General features: G+C 62.4%; 23 protein-coding genes. 8 read left to right on the top strand and 15 right to left on the bottom strand.

The genetic code is table 11. The annotated features are described in order from the left end of the window. Window positions 1-74: 74 nt before the first annotated feature. The 3 genes from AC4FWB_RS12595 to hxlB all read right to left on the bottom strand — a co-directional run bounded on the left by AC4FWB_RS12595 (window position 75) and on the right by hxlB (window position 1,856). Window positions 75-416, bottom strand: coding sequence for a hypothetical protein (locus tag AC4FWB_RS12595; RefSeq protein ID WP_491026360.1), 342 nt, complete (start codon window positions 414-416; stop codon window positions 75-77). A gap of 125 nt (window positions 417-541) precedes the next feature. Beyond that, entirely contained in the window at window positions 542-1,285 is a 744-nt protein-coding gene (locus tag AC4FWB_RS12590; protein ID WP_491026359.1) for a creatininase family protein, read from the bottom strand. A gap of 4 nt (window positions 1,286-1,289) precedes the next feature. Next, window positions 1,290-1,856 carry a 6-phospho-3-hexuloisomerase gene (gene hxlB / locus AC4FWB_RS12585; protein ID WP_491026358.1) on the bottom strand — a complete coding sequence of 189 codons (567 nt, stop codon included), beginning with the start codon at window positions 1,854-1,856 and terminating at the stop codon, window positions 1,290-1,292. A gap of 152 nt (window positions 1,857-2,008) precedes the next feature. Between hxlB and AC4FWB_RS12580 the strand changes: the two genes are divergently transcribed. Then, window positions 2,009-3,031 (top strand): aldo/keto reductase, encoded by a 1,023-nt coding sequence (locus AC4FWB_RS12580; protein ID WP_491026357.1) that lies wholly within the window; start codon window positions 2,009-2,011, stop codon window positions 3,029-3,031. A gap of 77 nt (window positions 3,032-3,108) precedes the next feature. Here AC4FWB_RS12580 and hupB read toward each other — a convergent pair whose 3' ends face one another. From hupB to clpP, 4 genes are all read right to left on the bottom strand, one after another. Beyond that, window positions 3,109-3,381, bottom strand: coding sequence for a DNA-binding protein HupB (hupB, locus tag AC4FWB_RS12575; protein WP_027166452.1), 273 nt, complete (start codon window positions 3,379-3,381; stop codon window positions 3,109-3,111). A gap of 195 nt (window positions 3,382-3,576) precedes the next feature. Then, on the bottom strand, window positions 3,577-5,988 hold the full coding sequence (gene lon, locus AC4FWB_RS12570) for an endopeptidase La (protein ID WP_320301394.1): 2,412 nt from the start codon (window positions 5,986-5,988) through the stop codon (window positions 3,577-3,579). A gap of 275 nt (window positions 5,989-6,263) precedes the next feature. Further along, on the bottom strand, window positions 6,264-7,538 hold the full coding sequence (clpX, locus tag AC4FWB_RS12565; RefSeq protein WP_059185169.1) for an ATP-dependent Clp protease ATP-binding subunit ClpX: 1,275 nt from the start codon (window positions 7,536-7,538) through the stop codon (window positions 6,264-6,266). Between the two features lie 296 nt (window positions 7,539-7,834). Beyond that, window positions 7,835-8,464, bottom strand: coding sequence for an ATP-dependent Clp endopeptidase proteolytic subunit ClpP (gene clpP / locus AC4FWB_RS12560; protein ID WP_491026355.1), 630 nt, complete (start codon window positions 8,462-8,464; stop codon window positions 7,835-7,837). Between the two features lie 331 nt (window positions 8,465-8,795). On the opposite strand from clpP, the gene AC4FWB_RS12555 reads away from it, so the two are divergent. Both AC4FWB_RS12555 and AC4FWB_RS12550 read left to right on the top strand, forming a co-directional pair. Continuing rightward, window positions 8,796-9,404 (top strand): hypothetical protein, encoded by a 609-nt coding sequence (locus AC4FWB_RS12555; protein ID WP_491026354.1) that lies wholly within the window; start codon window positions 8,796-8,798, stop codon window positions 9,402-9,404. A gap of 135 nt (window positions 9,405-9,539) precedes the next feature. Continuing rightward, on the top strand, window positions 9,540-10,409 hold the full coding sequence (locus AC4FWB_RS12550; RefSeq protein ID WP_491026353.1) for an ABC transporter substrate-binding protein: 870 nt from the start codon (window positions 9,540-9,542) through the stop codon (window positions 10,407-10,409). Between the two features lie 158 nt (window positions 10,410-10,567). Here AC4FWB_RS12550 and AC4FWB_RS12545 read toward each other — a convergent pair whose 3' ends face one another. Both AC4FWB_RS12545 and cysE read right to left on the bottom strand, forming a co-directional pair. Further along, complete coding sequence (locus AC4FWB_RS12545; protein WP_027166457.1) at window positions 10,568-10,771, bottom strand: DUF3126 family protein; 204 nt, start codon at window positions 10,769-10,771, stop codon at window positions 10,568-10,570. Between the two features lie 145 nt (window positions 10,772-10,916). Beyond that, a complete protein-coding gene (gene cysE, locus AC4FWB_RS12540; protein WP_491026352.1) occupies window positions 10,917-11,765 on the bottom strand; it encodes a serine O-acetyltransferase in 849 nt (282 codons plus the stop codon). Window positions 11,766-11,885: 120 nt separating this feature from the next. Here cysE and AC4FWB_RS12535 point away from each other — a divergent pair, with 120 nt between their 5' ends. After that, window positions 11,886-12,488, top strand: a complete 603-nt coding sequence (locus tag AC4FWB_RS12535; RefSeq protein WP_491026351.1) for an HD domain-containing protein — start codon at window positions 11,886-11,888, stop codon at window positions 12,486-12,488. Window positions 12,489-12,497: 9 nt separating this feature from the next. On the opposite strand, the gene AC4FWB_RS12530 is transcribed toward AC4FWB_RS12535, so the two are convergent. The 3 genes from AC4FWB_RS12530 to AC4FWB_RS12520 all read right to left on the bottom strand — a co-directional run bounded on the left by AC4FWB_RS12530 (window position 12,498) and on the right by AC4FWB_RS12520 (window position 14,500). After that, complete coding sequence (locus AC4FWB_RS12530) at window positions 12,498-13,265, bottom strand: alpha/beta fold hydrolase (RefSeq protein ID WP_491026350.1); 768 nt, start codon at window positions 13,263-13,265, stop codon at window positions 12,498-12,500. 14 nt (window positions 13,266-13,279) lie between these two features. After that, window positions 13,280-13,792 carry a DUF192 domain-containing protein gene (locus AC4FWB_RS12525; protein WP_491026348.1) on the bottom strand — a complete coding sequence of 171 codons (513 nt, stop codon included), beginning with the start codon at window positions 13,790-13,792 and terminating at the stop codon, window positions 13,280-13,282. 114 nt (window positions 13,793-13,906) lie between these two features. Continuing rightward, a complete protein-coding gene (locus tag AC4FWB_RS12520; protein WP_491026499.1) occupies window positions 13,907-14,500 on the bottom strand; it encodes a cold-shock protein in 594 nt (197 codons plus the stop codon). Window positions 14,501-14,759: 259 nt separating this feature from the next. Between AC4FWB_RS12520 and gloA the strand changes: the two genes are divergently transcribed. Next, the gene (gloA, locus tag AC4FWB_RS12515; RefSeq protein WP_491026347.1) at window positions 14,760-15,200 is read left to right on the top strand and encodes a lactoylglutathione lyase; all 441 of its coding nucleotides are present in this window, start codon (window positions 14,760-14,762) and stop codon (window positions 15,198-15,200) included. A gap of 119 nt (window positions 15,201-15,319) precedes the next feature. Next, entirely contained in the window at window positions 15,320-15,607 is a 288-nt protein-coding gene (locus AC4FWB_RS12510; RefSeq protein WP_491026498.1) for a DUF2218 domain-containing protein, read from the top strand. Window positions 15,608-15,618: 11 nt separating this feature from the next. On the opposite strand, the gene AC4FWB_RS12505 is transcribed toward AC4FWB_RS12510, so the two are convergent. Next, a complete protein-coding gene (locus tag AC4FWB_RS12505; protein ID WP_491026345.1) occupies window positions 15,619-16,191 on the bottom strand; it encodes a DUF1697 domain-containing protein in 573 nt (190 codons plus the stop codon). Next, a complete protein-coding gene (gene ilvA, locus AC4FWB_RS12500) occupies window positions 16,188-17,444 on the bottom strand; it encodes a threonine ammonia-lyase IlvA (protein ID WP_491026344.1) in 1,257 nt (418 codons plus the stop codon). The genes AC4FWB_RS12505 and ilvA overlap by 4 nt, the downstream gene beginning before the upstream one ends. 278 nt (window positions 17,445-17,722) lie before the next feature. On the opposite strand from ilvA, the gene AC4FWB_RS12495 reads away from it, so the two are divergent. Then, window positions 17,723-18,757: an alpha/beta hydrolase gene (locus AC4FWB_RS12495; protein ID WP_491026496.1), complete on the top strand. Its 1,035-nt coding sequence runs from the start codon at window positions 17,723-17,725 to the stop codon at window positions 18,755-18,757. A 106-nt stretch (window positions 18,758-18,863) separates the two neighbouring features. Beyond that, a complete protein-coding gene (locus AC4FWB_RS12490) occupies window positions 18,864-20,027 on the top strand; it encodes an alpha/beta hydrolase (protein WP_491026343.1) in 1,164 nt (387 codons plus the stop codon). A gap of 114 nt (window positions 20,028-20,141) precedes the next feature. Here AC4FWB_RS12490 and ade read toward each other — a convergent pair whose 3' ends face one another. Beyond that, window positions 20,142-21,953 carry an adenine deaminase gene (gene ade / locus AC4FWB_RS12485; RefSeq protein ID WP_491026342.1) on the bottom strand — a complete coding sequence of 604 codons (1,812 nt, stop codon included), beginning with the start codon at window positions 21,951-21,953 and terminating at the stop codon, window positions 20,142-20,144. Window positions 21,954-22,035: the final 82 nt, after the last annotated feature.

Raw genomic sequence — 22,035 nt, 5'->3', positions numbered from 1 at the left:
CTTGGCGGTACTGACCAGCGCCCTGATCGGAGTACAGCGCCCGGCAGTGCCGGGCGCATACCCTAAGTTTGTGCTTACATCGCTTCTGACGGCGCGAAGAAGCAGTTTTCGTGCTCCTCAGTCGGATGCAAGCAGATGTGAAACTTGTCGTCGCCGGACGGAATGACAACGTCATAAGGGACAAAATAGCGGTCTTGGTGAGTGACTTTACGGTGATCGCCCGGCCGCAAGATGATCACATAGCCGTCACGCTGCGGTGTAACCGTCACGCTCGGAATGCTGCTGCATTCGCCCGAGATTGCGTCTCCGTGGCAGCAGGCCGGCGGATAGGTCCACCCGCTAGTAGCGCTGTGCGCGAAAGCCGAGAGATCCTCAAGCCCTGCAGCCGCGATGATTGCGCCTGCCAAGCACGCCATGCGTCGCTTTCCGACTGTGTGCACAGAATGGCTCCACGGTCCGACGACATTGTAGCAATATTATATTACAAATTGCTAATATAGCAACCAAAAGCTCCCGATTGCCTTGTTCGAAAGCGCATCGGCTAGGTCCGAAGCGTCGCGCGCAAATGCTCGAGGATCATCGCGACGCCCTTTTGCCCGAGCTCGGCCGACGCCTCCGGCGCGCTTTTCGTGTACCAGCCGGTATTGTCCGCGAAATGACCGGCATCCACTGCTTCGGGGCATAGTGCCAGCATCAGCGATGTCTCGCCGATGCCGGCATGGTCGAATGGGTATTGGCCGTTCATCGCGTCCGGCATCAGCGGATGCACCTGCACCCAGTTGAAGACGTTCTCGCCCTGGGCATGGCCGGCATAGTAGTCGGCCATCTTGTCGGAGCCCCACCAGCCCTCGCCGCGCTCCTTTTCCAGGAAGCGGAAGATCGCCTGCCGCCCGGCGGTCTTGAAGGCGAGATCGGTCGGCATGCCGGCAACGAAATTCTCGGTCTGGTGATGGATGATGGCGTGGATGTTGCGGAAGCCGATGCGCAGCAAGCCGTAGAAAAGCTCCTCGGCGAAAGGCGCCAGCACCGGACCGCCGACCTGCACCGAGCCGCTGCTTTCCGGCGGCGCCACGGCATAGCTCGCCGCGCCATAGTAGAACGGCGGCAGGATGACGATGTCCCTCTCCTTCTCGAAGAGTTCCAGCGTCTTGACGACGGCGAGCGTATCCATGCCGACCGCCATGTGCTCGCCATGGTATTCGAGCACGCCGAGCGGCAACACGACCGGCCAGTTCTCCTTGATCGCCTCGCGGATCTGGTGCGGCAACATCAGCTCGTAGCGCATCACCCTACTCCATGTTGGTGTGCCGGGCGCGCATCGCCTCCGGCGTCGCGCCGGTCAGCGCCTTGAGCTTCAGCACCATCACTTCGAACAGCAGGAACAGCACCCCCTCGAACAGCGAGCCCATCGGCAGCACCGAGGTTCTGACAGAGCCCTGGTCGCTGGCCATGGTTTGGGCCGAAATAAGCAGCGTGAAGTCGGCAAGCTTGGCCGCGCTGCTTGCCGGCTGGGCGGTCAGCAGCAGCACTTTGGCGCCGGCGTCGCGCGCGACACGCATCAGGGTCAAAACCGTCGTGGTCTCGCCCGGTCCGGAACTCGCGAGGAAGATGTCCCCTTTCCCCAGCGCCGGCGTGGTCATGTCGCCGACGACAGCGACAGGCAGGCCGAGATGGAAGAGCCGCATGGCGAAGCCTTTGACTTGCAGCGCTTCGCGGCCGCAGCCGTAGACGACGATCCTGCCGGCGCTTGCAAGCATTTCGCAGGCGGTGTCGACCCGGCCGTCATCGATGCGCCCCACCACGGCGCCAAGCTCGTCCAGCGCGGTCTCGAACATCTCCGATCCGGCTTGCGTCATGGCAATTCGTCCCATCTGCCGAAGGTTGGAAACACTTGATTTTGTTCATGCTATCACCGCGAAAATTCGCGTCCAAGGAGCCTCGCCGCTTTTGCTGTACCACCGGCGTGATAGTGTCATTTCAGACAAATCAATCCGGGACATTCGAGGATATGAAGACACGGCATTTCGACCGCATCGGCAATGGCGGCATCACCTTCACAGAGCTCGGCTTCGGCACCGCGCCGCTCGGCAATCTCTACCGCGCCGTCTCCGACGAGGATGCCAATGCCACGCTGGAGGCGGCATGGGAGACCGGCTGCCGCTACTTCGACACCGCTCCTCTCTATGGCCTCGGCCTGTCGGAAACCCGGCTCAACCCTTTTCTGCGCGGCAAGAAGCGGGACGACTACGTGCTGTCGAGCAAGGTCGGCCGCCTCATGCGCGTCTGCCCGCCCGACCAGCGCACCGGCATCGGCAAGTTCTTCGAGACGCCCTCGCGCAAGGAAGTCTACGACTACAGCTATGACGGCGTGATGCGTTCCTTCGAGGCCTCGCTGGAGCGTCTCGGCGTCGACCGCATCGACATCCTCTATGTGCACGATGTCGACATCTTCACCCATGGCAGCAAGGAGGCGTCCGACCGGCGCATCGAGGAATTCATGTCCTCTGGCTATTACGGGCTGCTTTCGCTGCGCGACCAGGGCGTGATCAAGGCCTTCGGCGGCGGCATCAACGAATGGCAGGTCTGCCAGACGCTCGCCGAGCGTGGCGATTTCGACCTCTTCCTGCTCGCCGGCCGCTATACGCTGCTCGAGCAGGAAGCGCTGGGCTCCTTCCTGCCGCTCTGTGAAAAGCGCGGCATCGGCATCGTTCTCGGCGGCCCTTACAATTCCGGCATCCTGGCGACAGGGCCGAAGCCTGGCGCTTTCTATAACTACACCGAGGCGCCAAAGGACGTGCTGGAGCGCGTGGCGCGCATCGAAGCGGTCTGCAAGCGCCATAGCGTGCGGCTGATCGAGGCGGCACTCCAGTTCCCGCTGCAGCATCCTTCCGTGATGTCGGTGATCCCCGGCGGCCAGCGCCCGGCCGAGGTCGAAAGCAACCGCGCGCTGCTCGACGTCAAGATCCCGGCGGCCCTGTGGGCGGATCTGAAGCAGGAAGGCCTGATGCGCGCCGACGCGCCGACCGCCTGAATACGCATGCAGCCGCAGGGCACAAAAAAGAAGAGCCGGGGCAAGCCCGGCTCTTCTGAGCTTAAAAGAAAAAGGTCTTAGTTGACCGCGTCCTTGAGGCCCTTGCCAGCCGAGAACTTCGGCACGGTGCGCGCCGGAATCTTCACTTCCGCGCCGGTCTGCGGGTTGCGGCCGGTCGAAGCAGCGCGTTTTGACACGGTGAAATTTCCGAAGCCGACAAGCCGGACATCGCCGCCCTTCTTCAGTTCGCCAGTGATCACGGAGAACACCGCATCGACGGCGGACTGCGCATCAGCCTTCGAAATGCTTGCGGAGTCGGCGACAGCGGACACCAGTTCGTTCTTGTTCATCAAAATTCCCTTCCATGAGAAAACCGGAACTACGACTCATCCGGCAGGAAACGGACTTTAGAAAGAAGCGTTGAGGAACCCAAGCCGAAAACCGCAGAATTCCGGGCTTTTTTGCACTTTTTCGGAGATTTTTCACATGAAAAAGCCGGGCTGGAAGCCCGGCTCTCTCTTTGTGCGCTGCAACGTTAGAACATTCTAATGAGCTAGCGATTTCCCGGCATCGTCGCCGGCATCCACCCCGGTCGGCGGAACCACCGGCTCGACCCACTCGATCGGCTCCGGCATCCTGACCAGCGCGTGCCTCAGCACCTCGCCGACCCGCGACACCGGAACGATCTCCATGCCGTTCTTCACATTGTCCGGAATCTCCGCCAGATCCTTGACGTTTTCTTCCGGGATCAGCACCTTCTTGATGCCGCCGCGCAGTGCGGCAAGCAGCTTCTCCTTCAGACCACCGATCGGCAAGATGCGGCCGCGCAGCGTTATCTCGCCGGTCATCGCCACATCAGCCCGGACCGGAATGCCCGTCAGGACCGAGACGATGGCCGTGGCCATGGCAGCACCTGCAGACGGGCCATCCTTCGGCGTGGCGCCTTCCGGCAAGTGCACGTGGATGTCGCGCTTGTCGAACAGCGGCGGCTCGACGCCGAAATCGATGGCCCGCGAGCGGACATAAGAAGCCGCCGCCGAGATCGATTCCTTCATCACGTCGCGCAGGTTGCCGGTCACCGTCATGCGGCCCTTGCCGGGCATCATGACGCCTTCGACCGTCAGCAGCTCGCCGCCGACTTCCGTCCAGGCGAGACCAGTGACGACGCCGACCTGATCGTCGGCCTCGACCTGACCGAAGCGGAAGCGCGGAACGCCGAGATAATCGGCGAGGTTGTCCGCCGTGATCTTCACCGTCTTCTTCTTCGTCTTCAGGATCTCGGTCACCGCCTTGCGACCGAGCTTCATCAGCTCGCGTTCCAGGCTGCGCACGCCGGCTTCCCTTGTGTATGTCTGGATGATGCCGCGGATCGCGTCCTCGCCGACCGAGAATTCGTTCGGCTGCAAGGCGTGGTCGCGGATCACCTTGGGCATCAGGTGCCGCTTGGCGATCTCGATCTTCTCATCCTCGGTGTAGCCGGCGATACGGATGATCTCCATGCGGTCCATCAGGGGCGCAGGGATGTTCAGCGTGTTCGCCGTCGTCACGAACATCACGCTCGACAGGTCGTATTCGACCTCGAGGTAATGGTCCATGAACGTCGAGTTCTGCTCCGGATCGAGCACCTCGAGCAGGGCCGACGACGGGTCGCCGCGGAAGTCCTGGCCCATCTTGTCGATCTCGTCGAGCAGGAAGAGCGGATTGGACTTCTTGGCCTTCTTCATCGACTGGATGACCTTGCCAGGCATCGAGCCGATATAGGTCCGCCTGTGGCCACGGATCTCGGCCTCGTCGCGCACGCCGCCGAGCGCCATGCGGATGAACTCGCGACCGGTCGCCTTGGCGATCGACTTGCCGAGCGAGGTCTTGCCGACGCCGGGCGGGCCGACGAGGCACAGGATCGGCCCCTTCAGCTTCTTCTGGCGGCTCTGCACGGCGAGATACTCGACGATGCGCTCCTTGACCTTGTCGAGGCCGAAATGATCGGCGTCGAGCACGTCCTGCGCGAAAGCGAGGTCCTGCTTGACCTTGGAGTTCTTGCCCCACGGGATCGACAGCAGCCAGTCGAGATAGTTGCGCACGACGGTGGATTCAGCCGACATCGGCGACATCGACCGCAGCTTCTTCAACTCGGCTTCCGCCTTCTCGCGGGCCTCCTTGGACAGCTTGGTCTTCTTGATGCGCGCCTCGATCTCGGCGGCCTCGTCGCGGCCGTCCTCGCCCTCGCCGAGCTCCTTCTGGATCGCCTTCATCTGCTCGTTGAGATAGTACTCGCGCTGCGTCTTCTCCATCTGGCGCTTGACTCTGCTGCGGATGCGCTTCTCCACCTGCAGCACGGAGATCTCGGCTTCCATGAAGCCCATCGCCTTCTCGAGACGCTCCTTGATGGAGAGCGTGGCAAGCATTTCCTGCTTCTCGGGGATCTTGATGGCGAGATGCGAGGCAACCGTGTCGGCGAGCTTGGAGTAGTCGTCGATCTGGCTGGCCGCGCCAACCACTTCGGGCGAGATCTTCTTGTTCAGCTTGACGTAGTTTTCGAAGTCGGTGACGACCGAGCGGGCAAGCGCCTCGATCTCGACCTCTTCCTCTTCCGGCTCGACCAGCGCGGTGGCGCGGGCCTCGTGGAAGTCGGCACGATCGGTGAACGAGACGATCTTGGCGCGCGAAGCGCCCTCGACCAGCACCTTCACGGTGCCATCGGGAAGCTTCAGGAGCTGCAGCACATTGGCGAGCGTGCCGATGTCGAAAATGGCATCGGGCTCAGGATCGTCGTCGGCTGCATTCATCTGGGTGGCAAGCAGGATCTGCTTTTCCTGACCCATCACTTCTTCCAGCGCCTTGATCGACTTCTCGCGCCCGACAAAGAGCGGGACGATCATGTGCGGGAACACGACGATATCGCGCAGTGGGAGAACTGCGAAAACGCCGTCGCCGGAAGCCTTGGATATCTTGGCCATTGTCCAACCTTTCATGTCGCGGACGCTAATTGAGCCAACCGCGAATCTCATATTAACGACCGAGTGTCGTTCCGCCTACCACCGTTTGTGACGGGAGTTTTACAGCACAGAATTCGGCGCTTCGGCCTTCTGTTGTTAGGTGGATGCGGGCGGAGCAAAGATCAAGGGTTAACATGGTCCGCTCATCCACTCCGTCACCTGCCAATACCCCCTTCACAGCAAAACGGCGCCACACGGGCGCCGTTCCATGAAAAATTGCAGGGTCAGCTGCCATGTCAGGCGCTGACGTTGCCCTTCTTTTCCTTCTGCTCGGAATAGATGTAGAGCGGCCGGGCGTTGCCCGAGACCACCTCTTCCGAGATCACCACTTCGCGCACGCCTTCCAACGCCGGCAGCTCGAACATCGTGTCGAGCAGGATCGCTTCCATGATGGAACGCAGGCCGCGCGCGCCGGTCTTGCGCTCGATGGCGCGCTTGGCGATCGCAGACAGCGCGTTCTCGTGGAAGGTCAGGTCGACATTTTCCATCTCGAACAGCCGCTGGTACTGCTTGACCAGCGCGTTCTTCGGCTCGGTCAGGATCTGGATCAGCGCCGGCTCGTCGAGATCCTCGAGCGTTGCCAGGACCGGCAGACGGCCAACGAATTCCGGGATCAGGCCGAATTTCAACAGATCCTCCGGCTCGACCTGGCGGAACAGATCGCCGGTGCGGCGATCCTCGGGTGAGGCCACGGTGGCGCCGAAGCCGATCGAGGTCTTGCGGCCGCGGTCGGAGATGATCTTGTCGAGCCCGGCGAAGGCGCCGCCGCAGATGAACAGGATGTTGGCGGTGTCGACCTGCAGGAACTCTTGCTGCGGGTGCTTGCGGCCGCCCTGCGGCGGCACGGAGGCGACCGTGCCTTCCATGATCTTCAAGAGCGCCTGCTGCACGCCCTCGCCCGACACGTCGCGGGTGATCGAGGGGTTGTCCGACTTGCGCGAGATCTTGTCGATCTCGTCGATATAGACGATGCCGCGCTGGGCGCGCTCGACATTGTAGTCGGCCGACTGCAACAGCTTCAGGATGATGTTCTCGACGTCCTCGCCGACATAACCGGCCTCGGTCAGCGTGGTGGCGTCGGCCATGGTGAAGGGCACGTCGATGATGCGGGCCAGCGTCTGCGCCAGCAGCGTCTTGCCGCAGCCGGTCGGGCCGATCAGCAGGATGTTCGACTTCGCCAGCTCGACGTCGTTGTTCTTGCCGGCATGCGCAAGGCGCTTGTAGTGGTTATGGACGGCCACCGACAGCACCCGCTTGGCGTAGGGCTGACCGATGACATAGTCGTCGAGGACCTTGAGGATCTCCTGCGGGGTCGGCACGCCCTCGCGCGACTTCACCATCGAGGTCTTGTTCTCCTCGCGGATGATGTCCATGCAGAGCTCGACGCATTCGTCGCAGATGAAAACCGTCGGACCGGCGATCAGCTTGCGCACTTCGTGCTGGCTTTTGCCGCAAAACGAGCAATAAAGCGTGTTCTTTGAATCACCGCCGTTGTTGCTGACCTTGCTCATTTTTCTGTCCTTTCACCGCCTGCCTGCCGATGGTCTGGCTGCATGGGCGTCTCACCAATCTATCGCGGGAATCCGCCACCGCCAGTGTTCCGGCTCACACAGCGCATTCCGTACGAAACCCAAATCAGAAAACGCGACAATGATTCGCAGCAACCCCATGCAAAGCTAAGCCGTCGAAAATCAACATAGCCTTAACGTAGGCAATCCCGACCTTTGAGGGAACAGGCAATTGTGGCCGAAATGCCGCAAGCCGCGCCAAAAGCGCGTTATCCCGCCATTCAGCTGCCAATCAGGGCCTACGCGACGGCGGTTTCGCCCAGCTCTCGCGTCGTGATGACCTTGTCGATCAGACCAAAGTCCTTGGCCTCGTCGGCGCTCATGAAATGGTCGCGGTCGAGCGTCCGTTCGATCTCGTCATAGCTTTTGCCGGTGTGCTTGACATAGACCTCGTTCAAGCGGCGCTTCAGCTTGATGATGTCCTGCGCATGACGTTCGATGTCCGACGCCTGACCCTGGAAGCCGCCGGACGGCTGATGGACCATGATGCGGGCATTCGGCGTGGCAAAGCGCATGTCCTTGTGGCCGGCGCAAAGCAGCAGCGAGCCCATCGAGGCGGCCTGGCCGATGCAAAGCGTCGACACCGCAGGCTTGATGAACTGCATGGTGTCGTAGATCGCCATGCCCGAAGTGACAACGCCGCCCGGCGAGTTGATGTAGAGGTTGATTTCCTTCTTGGGGTTCTCCGCCTCGAGGAACAAAAGCTGTGCACAAACCAGCGTCGCCATGCCGTCTTCGACCGGGCCGGTGATGAAGATGATGCGTTCCTTCAACAGGCGGGAGAAAATGTCGTAGGCGCGCTCGCCGCGATTGGTCTGTTCGACCACCATCGGAACGAGGTTCATGTAGGTTTCGACGGGGTTCTTCATGGACTACCCTTATTGGATGGATTCCGGCGCCGTGAAATTATGAGCAATCGGGCGGAATCGGCTCTGGATCGTTAAACCCTAAATAGGATGCCGGCTCACCCTAGCGCAAGGCCGCCCCTCCTAGCCATCTGGTTAAGTCGAATCAAGCGCCTCGGCCCAAGGAATGCCGGCGGTTGCGCCTGAAAAATATCCGGGATCGGAGAGCGATCCGCCAAGGTAGCAGTTTCTTAACCGCACCGCTTAACGACAAGCCCCGAAATCCCTGTCCGGCAGCGGACCTTCCGATACACTCCTGCGTTGAACCGGCGTCCTTTTTCAACGGGGGAATGTCATGTTTCGCCAGAGTTCCTTTCGCAAGGGTTCCGCATCGCTCGCCACAGCCAGCCTCGCAATGCTTGCCACTGTGTCGCAAACCGCCGCCGGCGGCCGTGCGCTCGAATGCTACGAGCCGGTGCGCAGGCCGGCGCTCTACGATACCGTTTATGAAGACGTGATGGTGAGCCCCGGCGGCCAGCTCGTCGACTACGACCCGCCAATCTACGGCACGAGCGAAGGCCTGGAGCAGATCGCGCCGCCTCGCGTCACCTATGAGGTCGTGCCCGCCGTCACACGCACCGTCTACCATACGGTCAAGGTTGACGACGGTGGTTATGCCTGGGAGTGGCGCGTCATCCATGGCCGCAAGGTGCTGTGCAAGGTGTGGCGCAAGGCCCGCTACGCGCGGGTCGCCGAAACCGTGGTCGTCGAGCCGGAACGTGTCCGGCGCGTCGTCCTTCCAGCCGAATATGAAGGCGTTGCCCGCGAGGTGCTGGTGCGGCCCGAGCAGCAGCGCATCACCGAAATCCCGCCTTCGTACAGGACTATGGCGCGCCGCGTGGTGGTGCGGGAAGGCTCGACCAACTGGCGGCGGGTGCATATTCCGCGGCATTGCCGGGACTAGGATCGACCGGAATTGTTGCATCCGTGGACCGGAAGCCGATCTTTCGGCATTTCGCCTGGCTTGCCCTGTGGTAGCTTCTACATCTAACTGCCAGGAATCCGAGGAATGCGGCCTTCAGACATCCCCGTTGTCGGCATGCTGCTGGCCGGCGACCGGTCGTATCCGAGCTTCGGCACTTTCTGCGCCGGGATCAGGGAACTGGGCTACCGGGACGGTGAAAACATCCAGATCGAGCCTCGCTTCGCCGACGGGCATCTCGATCGCCTTCCAAGCCTTGCAGCGGAGCTTGTTCACCGGCGAGCCAAGATCATCGTGGCCATTGGGGCAGTGAGCTACTGGGCTGCTCGCGAAGTGGCGCCCGATTTGCCGATCGTCTTTGCCATCGTGCTCGATCCAGTATCGGCGAAAATCATCCAGAGTGCCGAGTGGCCCGGTGGCCACACAACGGGATGTACGAACTTCGACCCCGGCCAGATCGGCGAGCAAGTGCGGATGTTGAAGCAGGTGGTGCCGAGCCTGAGATGCTTGGCGGTTTTGGGCGACGCTGGGGTTCCGGACATCCTGCCGAGGCTTTCGAAGGCGGCCGCCAAAAAGCAAGGCCTCGACATCTGCGTTCACCTGCTTGGCCGCGAGGAAGACCTGGAGGCGGCCTTCGCTGCATTCGCCGCCGCCGAGGCGGGTGGTCTTCTGTGCCTGGAGGTGCCGCGAACCACGACATACGGAGCCAAGATCGTCGAGATGGCGAACGCCGCTCGGCTGCCGGCTATCTTCGGCAGGGATCATGCAAGATACGGTCCGCTGATGGCCTACGGCACGAGCCTTGCCTTTGCCGCGCGCCGAATGGCCAGCCAGGTCGATATCATCCTCAAGGGAGCCGACGCCGGCGCGCTGCCAGTCGAATATGTCCGCCGGCCCGAGTTGATCGTGAACTTGAACGCCGCGCGGAAAATGGCAGTCACATTGCCCGACCGTCTCCTGAGGTCGGCCAGCGAGATCGTCGGATAGCTGCCGGGATGGGCGCGACACGGCTTAAGCCACCGCTCCGCTCGCGGCCTTCTTTGATTTGAGAACGCCGGGTTGGTCGCAGGAGGCTCGACCAACTGGTGGAGGGCACAAATCCGGCAGCACTGCCGGACTATAGGCGGCAGGTCGCTGGGAGCAGCTCAGGCCAGATCGATGTCGAGGATCGCCATCGAGAAATTGTAGTCGCCGTCGTCCTCGTCCTTGAAGACGATGCCGAGGAACTCGTCGCCGACATAGACCTCGGCCGAGTCCTCCTTGCGCGGGCGCGCCTTCACCTGCAGCTTGGGGTTCTGGAAGACGCGCTTGAAATAGGCGTCCAGCTTTCTGATCTCGTCGGGCTTCAAAGTCTTCTCCGAATGCGGCTGTTCGTTGGGACGCGCTTCTGACACGCCGACGATGGCGATGTAAAGGCAAGCCGGCAGCATAACACGGGACAACCGGCGCTTGAAACGGCAGCCGGAATCCGGCCGCCGTCAATGAGGGCCGAATTCAGATGTCGAAGCTGACGACGTGGTCCATCGTCTGCGAAGGCAGGAGCTGGTCCATCTGCCGCGAAGGCTGGTCGCAGCCGGTCTCGCCGACGACACGCGCCGGCACGCCGGCGACCGTCTTGTTGTGCGGCACGGGCGACAGCACGACCGAACCGGCCGCGATCTTCGAGCAGTGGCCGACCTCGATATTGCCGAGGATCTTGGCGCCGGCGCCGATCAGCACGCCGCGGCGGATCTTCGGATGGCGGTCGCCGCTGGCCTTGCCGGTGCCGCCCAGCGTCACGCCGTGCAGGATCGACACGTCGTCCTCGATCACGGCCGTCTGGCCGACGACCAGGCCGGTAGCGTGGTCGAGGAAGATGCCCTTGCCGATACGGGCGGCCGGATTGATGTCGGTCTGGAACACCGAGGACGAGCGGCTCTGCAGATAGAGCGCGAAGTCCCTGCGGCCCTGGTTCCACAACCAGTGCGCCAGCCGGTGCGTCTGGATGGCATGGAAACCCTTGAAATAGAGCACCGGCATGATGAAGCGGTCGCAGGCCGGGTCGCGATCGTAATAGGCCTGGATGTCGACGCGCACCGTGGCGCTCCAGTCGGGGTCGTCGGCTAGCATCGCCTTGAACGTCTGGCGGATGAGGTCGGAACCGATGTCCTGATGGTCGAGGCGCTCGGCCAGGCGGTAAATCACCGCCTCTTCCAGGCTCTCCTGGTTGAGGATGGTGGAATAGAGGAAGGCGGCGAGCAGAGGATCGCGGTTCACCGCTTCCATCGCCTCGTCGCGGATCGCGCGCCAAATCGGGTCGACCGGCTGCACCATGCTGGGGCGGGCTATCGTAACGCTGTTCATCGACGGTCTCCGGCCTGCTCATTCTCCGGCGGCACATATAGGCCAGATCATAGCACGGTTGAACTCAATTTTCCTTAGTGCTTTGTCAAATGGACTTGGTTCACGGAAATTCAAGCGGCCATGGAAAACGAACCCTTGATCGACGAAGCGCTCAAAACCGAGCTTTCCGCTCTCTATCACGCCGGGGATCGGCACTATCACAGCCTCGCCCATATCGAGGCCATGCTGGCGCTGGCCGGAGAATACCGGCGCCTGCTCCATGACCCGGATGCCGTCGAGGCGGCGATCTGGTTCCATGACGCCATCTATGACAGCCGCGCCAAGGACAACGAGGCGAAAAGCGCTGATCTGGCGAAGAAAAAGCTCGCCGGGCGCGCCAGTCCCGATCGCATCGCCCGCATCGCGGCGATGATCAATGCCACCGCCACGCACCAACTGCCGCCACTCAGCGATGAGAAAGCCGCCAATGACACAGCTCTCGTCCTCGACATGGACCTGGCGATCCTCGGCGCCGAGCCGGACGCCTTCGATGCCTATGAGAAGGCCGTCCGACGAGAATATGGCTGGGTCGAGGAGCCGATGTGGCGCGCCGGCCGCGCGGCGGTACTGAAGAGCTTTCTCGCACGTCAGCACATTTTCCACACCACAGAATTCCAGCAGCGCTTCGAGCCGAGGGCCAGGCTGAACTTGGAGCGCTCTCTCGCAGCGCTCGAAGCCGGATAGGCAGGGCCTTCAGAGCGGATTCTCGGCGTAGAACTCCAGCACCCGCTGCTTGAAGCTCTTGTCGCCGACGGCGAGCATGTGGTCGCGGCTCTCGATGTGAAAGGCTTTGGCGTTGGGCATCAGGGCGGCCAGTTCGTCGGGCGAGCCGGCGATGTCGTCCCTGGTCCCGACGGCAATCAAGGTCGGCTGGGCAATGCGCGCGACGTCGTCCTCGCTCATCGACGCGCGCGAGCCGACGATGCAGACGGCGAGCGCCCGGCGGTCGCTGCGCGTCTGGTCGGCGAAGGCGCGGAACGAGCGGCCGCGCGCATGGCTGATCGTACCGGGATCCTCGGCCAGAAGCGCATCGGCGATCGGGTCCCAATCGCCGACGCCGTCGACAAGGCCGATGCCGAGGCCGCCGAACACCAGCGTCGCCACCTTGTCCGGATTGGACAACGCCATGAATGCGGATACCCGCGCGCCCATCGAATAGCCCATGACATGGGCGCGTTCGATGCCGAGATGGTCGAGCAGCACGGCCGCGTCCGAGGCCATCTTGGCTGGCGTGTAGTCGGCCTCGTCGTAGCTTTTCGAAGAGGAGCCGTGGCCGCGATTGTCGAAGGCGATGGCGCGGTACCCGGCGTCGTTCAGCGTCTTGAACCAGCCGGGCGAGACCCAATTGACGTAATGGCTCGAGGCGAAGCCGTGGATCATCAGCACCGGGTTGTCCTCTCCGGACGCGGGCTGGCGATCGAGATAGGCAAGTTCGAAGCCATCGTGGGAAAAATATTGCATCGATGCTGCCGCGGTCAGTTGGAACCGGCGCCCGAGGCTTGGGCGATCGCCGGGTGGCGCAAGAGGTCACCGTCCTTGAGACCGTCCTTCGCGGCCGTTCCCGCCTTCAGCTCGAGCACGAAGCTCACCGGCTGTCCGGGCGAGATGATCGCCTCCGATTCTGGTTCGCCGCGCTTGATGGCCTTGATCCTGCCGTCCTGGCCGATGAAGACCAGGTCGAGCGGCATCGGCGTGTTCTTCATCCAGAAATTCACCTCGCCGGGCCGCTCGAACACGAACAGCATGCCGTGATCGTCGGCCATGTCCTTGCGGAACATCAGCCCGGCCTCACGCTCGTCCGAAGTGTCGGCGATCTCGATCGAGAAGGATTGCTTGCCGGAGCCGGTCACCGCGACCAGCGGCGTCGGATCGACCGGCAGCATCATGGCCTGGCCGTCCGCCGAGCTCGGTTTCGAGGTGCCGAGATACGAAGCCAAAACGATAGCGACGCAAAGCGCGCCTGCAGTCAGCCAGTTGCGATGAGCCATATGATACCTCGTCCAGGCCCTCGTCCTAGACCATGATCCAGACAAGTGGAACCGGTTTTCGGACAAGATTGGGCCTCACGGGAGACAAGGCCTTCCAGACACGTCTGGAAGGTCCTAGTGCGAGACCGGCAAGGTGCCCATATCGGGGTGAATTTCTGCGGCCATAAGGCCTTTGTCACCGCGCCCGAAGCGGACCAGAACGACCTGGCCGGGCCTCAGCTCGGTGATGCCATAGCGGCGTAGCGTCTCCATGTGGACGAAAATGTCCTCGGTGCCCTCGCCCCGGGTCAGGAAGCCGAAGCCCTTGGTGCGGTTGAACCACTTCACCAACGCCCGCTCGAGCCCGCTCTCCGCCGTCACCGTGACATGCGTACGTTGCTCCTGCTCCGCCGGATGAACCGCGGTCGAGGCATCCATCGAAAGGACACGGAAAGCCTGCAGGCCGCGATCGCCCTGCTTGACGAGGCAGACGACGCGGGCGCCTTCCAGCGCGGTCTGAAAGCCATCCCTTCGAAGACAAGTCACATGGAGGAGAATATCACCCGAGACGCCGTCGTCCGGAAGAATGAAGCCGTAGCCCTTGGCCACGTCGAACCATTTGATAGCGCCGGCGATTTCGACAAACTCGGCGGTCTCGCCGCCACTGTCTCGCGTCAAGGCGTCGTCAAGGCTTCCGTCCCGCCTCAAGAAAGAGGCTTTTTCCCCCATAAGAATGCCCCCTTTTCGAACTGCAACCAGAACTGATTCTTGCCAAGAGATTAACACCGCGGCTTCCCGGGTGTGCAAGACCTGACGTGCCTTTTTTCACTGTTGAACACCGGAAAGCCTTAATTGTTGTTTGCCGGCGCTGCTTGACGCGCAATCGCGCGGCCCGAAATCGCCTGCTTCGCCCGTTTTGTCAGACGATTGCCCTTTGGCGGAGCGGCTCCTATGGTGCGCCGCAACGCAATGCATCGAGGAAACCGATATGCGCTATCTCCACACCATGGTCCGCATCGCCGACATCGATCGATCGCTCGATTTCTACTGCAACAAGCTCGGCCTCAAGGAAGTGCGTCGCTACGAGAACGAACAGGGGCGCTATACGCTGATCTTCCTCGCCGCGTCCGAGGACGAGCAGAGCGGCATTTCCGAGAAGGCGCCGCTGGTCGAATTGACCTACAATTGGGATCCGGAGGAGTATAAGGGCGGCCGCAATTTCGGTCACCTCGCCTATGAGGTCGACGACATCTACGCCACCTGCCAGAAGCTGATGGACAACGGCGTGACCATCAACCGGCCGCCGCGCGACGGCAACATGGCCTTCATTCGCTCGCCGGACGGCATCTCGATCGAGCTCTTGCAGAAAGGCCGGGCAAAGGCCAAGGCCGAGCCGTGGGCCTCGATGCAGAACACGGGAAGCTGGTAGGCCGCTCGCTACAATTTGACCGGCAATCTTATGGCGTTTGGCAGGAGGCTGCCTATCTATCTGGTTATGGCGCCAGCCTGGAGGGGCTGGTGTTTTTCTTGATCCGCCAGGAGAATTTCATGCCGACCAGCCGCGCCGACGTCGCCACCGAACACGCCAGCCGCTATCTGCAGCAGCTCTGCAAGCACTGGGCGCACAAGTTCCCGGTCGAGTTCGATCCGCATCACGGCGCCATTCAGCTCTCGCTCGGCCGCACCGTCATGGATGCCGACGACAAGGCCCTCCACATCGCGGTTGCCGCTGATGACGCTGCCGCGCTCGAGCGGCTGGAAATGGTCGTCGCCGACCACATCAAGCGCTTCGCCTTCCGCGAAGAGCTGACCTTCGACTGGCAGAAGGCCGCCTGAGCCGATTGGTGTCAGGCGCCGGCCTTGCCCGCCATTTCGAGCAAGGCAAGCACGCTGCGCCAATTGCGCGCCGTGCCCGGCACCTTGAGCGTGCGCGGGATGAGGTTGGCGAACACCGACTTGCCGAGTCCGTCAGGCGCATGCAGGTAAAGCACGTCGCCCTTGATCTCGAAGCTCTCCGGGCCGATACACTTTTCCGAGAGCCGCCTCGCCTCCTCCGCGGTCGGCTCGCGTTCCAGCGCGTAGGCATGCAGCTTGGTCGGCTCGCCGGCAACCTCGGGATAGGGATTGTCCTTCACTAGCCGCTCGAACCAGCCGGCGTCGCGCACCATGATGCGCGAATTAAAACCCCACTTCTTCTCGAAGGCCGCTTCAAGCTGCTTCGTCAGCGAGGCCGCATCGCCCTTCTTTGCGCGAAACACCACGTTGCCGCTTTGCACATAGGTCGCGATATCGGTGAACCCTGACCCCTCGAAGAACGACCTCAGCTCCGCCATCTTGACGATGCGGTTGCCGCCGACATTGATGCCGGAAAACAGCGCGACGAAGACCGTCCCTTTTTCGCTCCTTTTTGGCCCGCTCATATGATGAACCCTGCCAGCGTCTCGTTGTCGGTGATATCCTGATATTGCACGCCTTCGGCGTCGAAATTGGCTTTCAGCAGATCGAAATTGCGCCGGTCCTTGGTTTCGATGCCGATCAGCACCGAGCCGAAATTGCGCGCCGACTTCTTCAGATACTCGAAGCGGGCGATGTCGTCGTCCGGACCAAGCATTTCGAGGAAATCGCGCAGCGCGCCGGGCCGCTGTGGGAAGCGGATGATGAAATACTTCTTCAGGCCCTCGAAGCGCAGCGCGCGCTCCTTGACGTCAGGCAGGCGCTCGAAATCGAAATTGCCGCCGGAGACGACGGCGACAATGGTCTTGCCCCTGATCTCCTTGCGCGAAAAATCCTTGAGCGCGTCGATCGCCAGCGCGCCGGCCGGCTCCAGCACCACGCCCTCGACATTGAGCATCTCGATCATCGTCGCGCAGAGCCGGTTCTCTGGAACGAGGCGCACGGCGTCGGCGGTGAACTCCTTGAGATGGCGCAGCGGCTCACGGCCGATCTCGGCAACCGCGGCGCCGTCGACGAAATTGTCGACCTTGGCGAGCTTGACCCGCTTGCCGCTGGCGAGACTCTCGCTGAGGCTCGGCGCGCCCGCCGGCTCGCAGAACACGAAGCGCGTGTCGCGGTGCTGGTCGGCGAAATAGTGCGTTACCCCGGCAGCCAGGCCGCCGCCGCCCACCGGCAGCATGACGATGTCGGGAATGCGCCCGCCTGGCATCTGGGCCGCGATCTCACAGGCGACCGTCGCCTGACCCTCGATAATGTCCTTGTGGTCGAAGGGCGGCACCATATGCGCGCCGGCGGTTTCGGTGAATTCGAAGGCGGCGCGATAGCAATCGTCGAAGAAGTCGCCGACCAGTCTGATCTCGACGAAATCGCCGCCGAACAGCCGCGTCTTGTCGATCTTCTGCTGCGGCGTCGTCACCGGCATGAACACGACGCCCTTTTTGCCGAAATGGCGGCAAACGAAGGCGAAGCCTTGCGCGTGGTTGCCGGCCGAGGCGCAGACGAACAGCTCGGCATTGTTGCCGGCGGCAAGCGCCTTGCGGAAGAAATTGAAGGCGCCTCGGATCTTGTAGGAGCGGACCGGGGTCAGGTCCTCGCGCTTCAATAAAATGCGCGCGCCGGTCTTCTTCGACAGATAGTCGTTCTCCTGCAGCGGCGTTTCCGGAAAGATCCCGCGGATCGCCTCGGCGGCATTGGCGACGCGAGAAGAGAAGCTGTTCATGAGGCGACCGCCTGAAGATCACATGGTTCGAAACACCAGCCTATTGCACAATTCGATGTTTGCGGCCACCGATGCGGCGGCGCGACATATCCTGGCTTTCGGGCAACAGTGCCAAGGCCCTCGCCTGCCGCTGAGCAAATTTCCGCTGGACACGACTTACTTCCGCCGCACTTCGCCTGTCCGGGAGATTTCGCGGAGGTCGATGGCCAATTGCGGCCGGAGTGGATTTGTTCGACGTGCATGTGAAGACGCTTTTGATCATTGCCCTGGCTCTGTTGATGGCAGGTTGCGCGGGGCGGCAGACGGAGGAAATTCTGGGCAGCGTCGTCGTGCCGACGACGGCGACCGAGATCGCCGGCAACCACTCGATCTTCATCGCCACCACGCGCAAGCGCTCCGACGACCCGAACAAGGTTTTTGACGGCGAGCGCTCGGCGACGCTGAATTACGCCCGCGTCAACGTCACGGTGCCGCCGGTCCACCAGACCGGCCAGATCGAGCGGCGCTCGCGCGGCAAGTCGAACGACCCGACCAAATATTTCATGGCCTCCGAGGTTGTCGGCTACGACACGCAGCCCAAATTCGCGAGCGCCCTCAACGCCGATATCGACGCCCGTGGCGGCCGCGTCATGGTCTTCGTCCACGGTTACAACACCGGCTTCGACGACGCCGTCTACCGGCTGACCCAGATCGTTCACGATTCCGGCTATCCCGGCACGCCGGTGCTGTTCTCCTGGGCTTCGGGCGCCAAGACCACGGACTATGTCTATGACAAGGAAAGCGCTGCCGCCGCCCGCGACCAGCTCGAAGTGACACTGAGGATGCTCGCGCAGACCAGTGCGCGGCGCATCGACATCGTCGCGCATTCGATGGGGACCTGGGTGACGATGGAAACGCTGCGTCAGCTCGCCATCACCGGCGACCGAGACCTCGGCGGGAAGCTAGGCGACGTCGTTCTGGCCTCGCCGGACATCGATGTCGACGTCTTCAAGAGCCAGATGCGCCGCTACGGCAAGCCCGACAAGCCCTTCATCCTGCTTCTGTCGGACGACGACCGGGCGCTGAGGCTCTCCGGTCTGATTGCCGGTTCGCGGCCGCGCGTTGGCGACTATAGGGACGCGGCCGATCTCGCTTCCTACGGCGTCACAGTGGTCGACCTCTCCAAGGAGAAGGGCAGCGACAGCTTCAACCACACCAAATTCGCCGACAACCCGGCGCTGGTGAAGATGATCGGCCAGCGGCTGCGCGAGGACGACGGTTTTGCCAGCGACCGCGACGTCACCGACCGCATCAGCCAGCTCGGCACCCAGTAACCGTGTTGACGTGGTTGCTGCCCTGCATCGACTTTGAACTGGACCGGGCCGCCCTCAGGCTTTATCGAAGTAGCCAGAGAGGTTTGCCGCCCTTGGGGGACTCCGGGTGATCGTGCGTTCGAAGATCGTCCTTGGCCTTGCCTTTGCGCTCGCCCTGACGGGCTGCGCCGGCGGAAACACGCATGATCTTCTGAACAGGAAGACGGTTGCGGTACCGGCATCCGATATTGCGGCCACCCATGAAATCTTCGTCGCCACGACCCGCCAGCAGGCGACCAAGGACCCGCGGCAGGTTTTCGACGGCGACCGTTCGCTGATCGCCAGCTACGCCCGTGTCGATGTCACGGTTCCAAAAATCCATCAGGTCGGCGCGATCGAGCGTGCCAAGGGATCGGCTGACAGTAATCCGGCCAAGCAGTTCACCGCCACCGATGTCGTTCACTATGGAGACGCCTCGCAATTCGCCAAGGCGGTCGGCGCCGACATCTCCACGCGCGGCGACCGCGCGCTTGTGTTCGTGCACGGCTTCAACAACGGTTTCGATGACGGCGTCTACCGGCTGACGCAGATCGCGCATGACACGAATTACACCGGCACGCCGGTGCTGTTCTCGTGGGCGTCGAGCGGCAAGACGACCGGCTACATCTATGACAAGGACAGCTCCACCGCCGCGCGCGACGATCTCGAGGCGACGCTGAGGATGCTTGCCAAGTCGCGCGCCAAAAGCATCGACATCATCGCTCATTCGATGGGCACTTGGCTGACGATGGAAGCGCTGCGGCAGCTCGCCATCACCGGCGACCGCGATCTCAACGGCAAGCTCGGCTATGTCATTCTCGCCTCGCCCGACATCGACGTCGATGTGTTCAAGAAGCAGATGATCCGCTACGGCAAGCCCGACAAGCCGTTCGCCATCCTGCTCTCGGGTGACGACCGTGCGCTGAAGCTGTCCAGCTTCATCTCCGGCGACAAGCCACGCGTCGGCGACTACGGCAACGCGGCTGATCTCGCCAACTACGGCGTGACGGTCGTCGATCTGACCCAAGCCAAGGGCGGCGACCAGTTGAACCACGCCAAGTTCGCCGACAATCCGATCCTGGTGCAGTTGCTCGGCAATCGCCTGCGCACGCCCGCCGGCCTTGCCTCCGATGAGCCCGATCCGACGCAGCTCAACAATATCGGCCAGGGTCTCGGCAAAGCGGTCGGCTCCGTCGCCGAGGTGGTCATCACCACGCCGTTCAAGGTGCTGACCATCGCCACCGGAGGCTAAAGCGCGTCGCGTCGAACGGATTCAAGCGACGCGCTTTAAGCCTTTGTTTTTATGCATGTCGTTATCCCAAAACCGCTGCACACTTTGGGCGACATGCATTAGCCAGTGGGCGCTTCAAACAAATAGATCGACTTTCTGGAACGTCGTCACGTCGACCAGGCCGACATCGGAAATCCTGAGTTCCGGAATGACCACCAGCGCCAGCAGCGAATGCTGCATGTAGGCGTTGTTGAGCGAGCAGCCGACCTTGCGCATCGCCTCCGTCAATTGCTCGGCCTTGGCCGCGACGATCTCGGCGCGCTCGTCCGACATAAGCCCGGCGATCGGCATTTCGACCAGCGCCAGTTCCTTGCCCTTGGAGTAGAGCACGACGCCGCCCCCAACCTCGCCCAGCCGGTTGACGGCCAATGCCATGTCTTCCTTGTTGGTGCCGACGACAATGATGTGGTGCGCGTCATGCGCGACGCTCGAGGCCATCGCGCAATCTTCCATGTAGCCGAAGCCGGAGACGAAGGCGTTGGTGACGCCGCCGGTGCCCCTGTGGCGTTCCACCAGGGCGATTTGGCAGATGTCGTTGCGGCGGTCCATGGCGACCAGGCCGTCCTCGACCGGCAGATCGGCCTCGAGCGCCCGCGTCGGCGCCTGATTCTCGATCACGCCGATTACCCGCGCCCGCACCTCGTTGGCGCCCTGGGGCGCGGCGATGTCGAAATCCGCGGCCTTGAGCTTCTTGCCGAGCTTGACCGTGTTTTTCGCCGTTGGCGGATAGTCATAGGCCGGGATGTCGATTTCGAGCTTGCCGGCCTTCGCCAGCCTGACGCCGCGGCCATACACTTCATCGATGGTCATCTGAGTGAGATCGGAAACGATCAAAAGGTCGGCCAGTCGCCCTGGCGCGATCGAGCCGATCTCGCGCTCCAGCCTGAAATGCTGCGCGGTGTTGAGCGTCGCCATCTGGATCGCCGTCACCGGCTTGAGGCCCTGGCTGATGGCGTGCCGTACCACGCGGTCCATATGGCCTTCATGCACAAGCGTGCCGGAATGGCTGTCATCCGTGCACAGGATGAAGTTGCGCGGATCGATGCCGCCTTCGGTCACCGCCTTGATCTGCGCCGCGACGTCATACCAGGCGGAGCCCAGCCTGAGCATCGCCTTCATGCCCTGACGCACGCGGGCGATCGCATCCTCCGCGCGCGTGCCTTCATGGTCGTCCTCGGCGCCGCCTGCGACATAGCCGTGGAACGGCAAGCCGAGATCACGCGAGGCATAGTGGCCGCCGACCGTCTTGCCGGCCTTGACCGTCTCGGCGATCTCGCCCGACATCACCGGATCGTTGGCGGCGACACCCGGAAAATTCATCACCTCGCCGAGACCGATGATGTTCTCCCAGGTCATCGCCTCGGCGACGTCGGCGACCGTAAGCTCGGCGCCGGCATGCTCCAGTCCCGGCGCCGACGGGACGCAGGACGGCATCTGGACATGCACGTTGATCGGCATCGCGACCGCCTCGTCATGCATCAGGCGGACGCCCGGCAGACCCAGCACATTGGCGATCTCGTGCGGATCGATGAACATCGAGGTGGTGCCGTGCGGGATCACGGCGCGGCAGAATTCCGTCACCGTCACCATGCCGCTCTCGACATGCATGTGCGCGTCGCAGAGGCCGGGCACCAGATAGCGTCCGCCGGCATCGACCACCTTGGTCCCCTGCCCGATGGCGTGGCCGGCATTCGGCCCGCAATAAGCGAAGCGTCCAGCGGCGATGGCAATGTCGGTGCCAGGAATAATCTCGCCCGAATGGACATTCAGCCAGCGCCCGTTGCGGATCACGAGATCGGCGGGTTTGCGCCCCATTGCGACGTCGACCAGATGCGTCGCCACCTCGGTCCAGGGCTTGGGTTTCGTCGGATTGGTGCGGCTCGCCATGAAAAACTCCTGTTTGCCCGACTGTGCCAAGCGGACACGGTTTTGACCAGTTGGCAAAATGTTTTTAAGGCAGACCCGGTTT

The organism is Mesorhizobium sp. LEGMi-168a, from assembly GCF_058312955.1.
Note: the sequence above shows the minus strand (reverse complement) of the source record. Positions and strands in the feature narration are given on the sequence as shown.

Coding starts and splice junctions, on each gene's coding strand:
- AC4FWB_RS12505 (WP_491026345.1), bottom strand. CDS start 16,191: ATGAGCGGGCCAAAAAGGAGCGAAAAAGGGACGGTCTTCGTCGCGCTG.
- AC4FWB_RS12495 (WP_491026496.1), top strand. CDS start 17,723: ATGGCAGGTTGCGCGGGGCGGCAGACGGAGGAAATTCTGGGCAGCGTC.
- lon (WP_320301394.1), bottom strand. CDS start 5,988: ATGGCCAAGATATCCAAGGCTTCCGGCGACGGCGTTTTCGCAGTTCTC.
- AC4FWB_RS12535 (WP_491026351.1), top strand. CDS start 11,886: ATGGAAAACGAACCCTTGATCGACGAAGCGCTCAAAACCGAGCTTTCC.
- AC4FWB_RS12550 (WP_491026353.1), top strand. CDS start 9,540: ATGCTGCTGGCCGGCGACCGGTCGTATCCGAGCTTCGGCACTTTCTGC.
- AC4FWB_RS12555 (WP_491026354.1), top strand. CDS start 8,796: ATGTTTCGCCAGAGTTCCTTTCGCAAGGGTTCCGCATCGCTCGCCACA.
- hupB (WP_027166452.1), bottom strand. CDS start 3,381: ATGAACAAGAACGAACTGGTGTCCGCTGTCGCCGACTCCGCAAGCATT.
- ade (WP_491026342.1), bottom strand. CDS start 21,953: ATGGCGAGCCGCACCAATCCGACGAAACCCAAGCCCTGGACCGAGGTG.
- AC4FWB_RS12525 (WP_491026348.1), bottom strand. CDS start 13,792: ATGGCTCATCGCAACTGGCTGACTGCAGGCGCGCTTTGCGTCGCTATC.
- clpX (WP_059185169.1), bottom strand. CDS start 7,538: ATGAGCAAGGTCAGCAACAACGGCGGTGATTCAAAGAACACGCTTTAT.
- AC4FWB_RS12580 (WP_491026357.1), top strand. CDS start 2,009: ATGAAGACACGGCATTTCGACCGCATCGGCAATGGCGGCATCACCTTC.
- gloA (WP_491026347.1), top strand. CDS start 14,760: ATGCGCTATCTCCACACCATGGTCCGCATCGCCGACATCGATCGATCG.
- AC4FWB_RS12530 (WP_491026350.1), bottom strand. CDS start 13,265: ATGCAATATTTTTCCCACGATGGCTTCGAACTTGCCTATCTCGATCGC.
- AC4FWB_RS12520 (WP_491026499.1), bottom strand. CDS start 14,500: ATGGGGGAAAAAGCCTCTTTCTTGAGGCGGGACGGAAGCCTTGACGAC.
- AC4FWB_RS12595 (WP_491026360.1), bottom strand. CDS start 416: ATGGCGTGCTTGGCAGGCGCAATCATCGCGGCTGCAGGGCTTGAGGAT.
- AC4FWB_RS12510 (WP_491026498.1), top strand. CDS start 15,320: ATGCCGACCAGCCGCGCCGACGTCGCCACCGAACACGCCAGCCGCTAT.
- hxlB (WP_491026358.1), bottom strand. CDS start 1,856: ATGACGCAAGCCGGATCGGAGATGTTCGAGACCGCGCTGGACGAGCTT.
- clpP (WP_491026355.1), bottom strand. CDS start 8,464: ATGAAGAACCCCGTCGAAACCTACATGAACCTCGTTCCGATGGTGGTC.
- ilvA (WP_491026344.1), bottom strand. CDS start 17,444: ATGAACAGCTTCTCTTCTCGCGTCGCCAATGCCGCCGAGGCGATCCGC.
- AC4FWB_RS12590 (WP_491026359.1), bottom strand. CDS start 1,285: ATGCGCTACGAGCTGATGTTGCCGCACCAGATCCGCGAGGCGATCAAG.
- cysE (WP_491026352.1), bottom strand. CDS start 11,765: ATGAACAGCGTTACGATAGCCCGCCCCAGCATGGTGCAGCCGGTCGAC.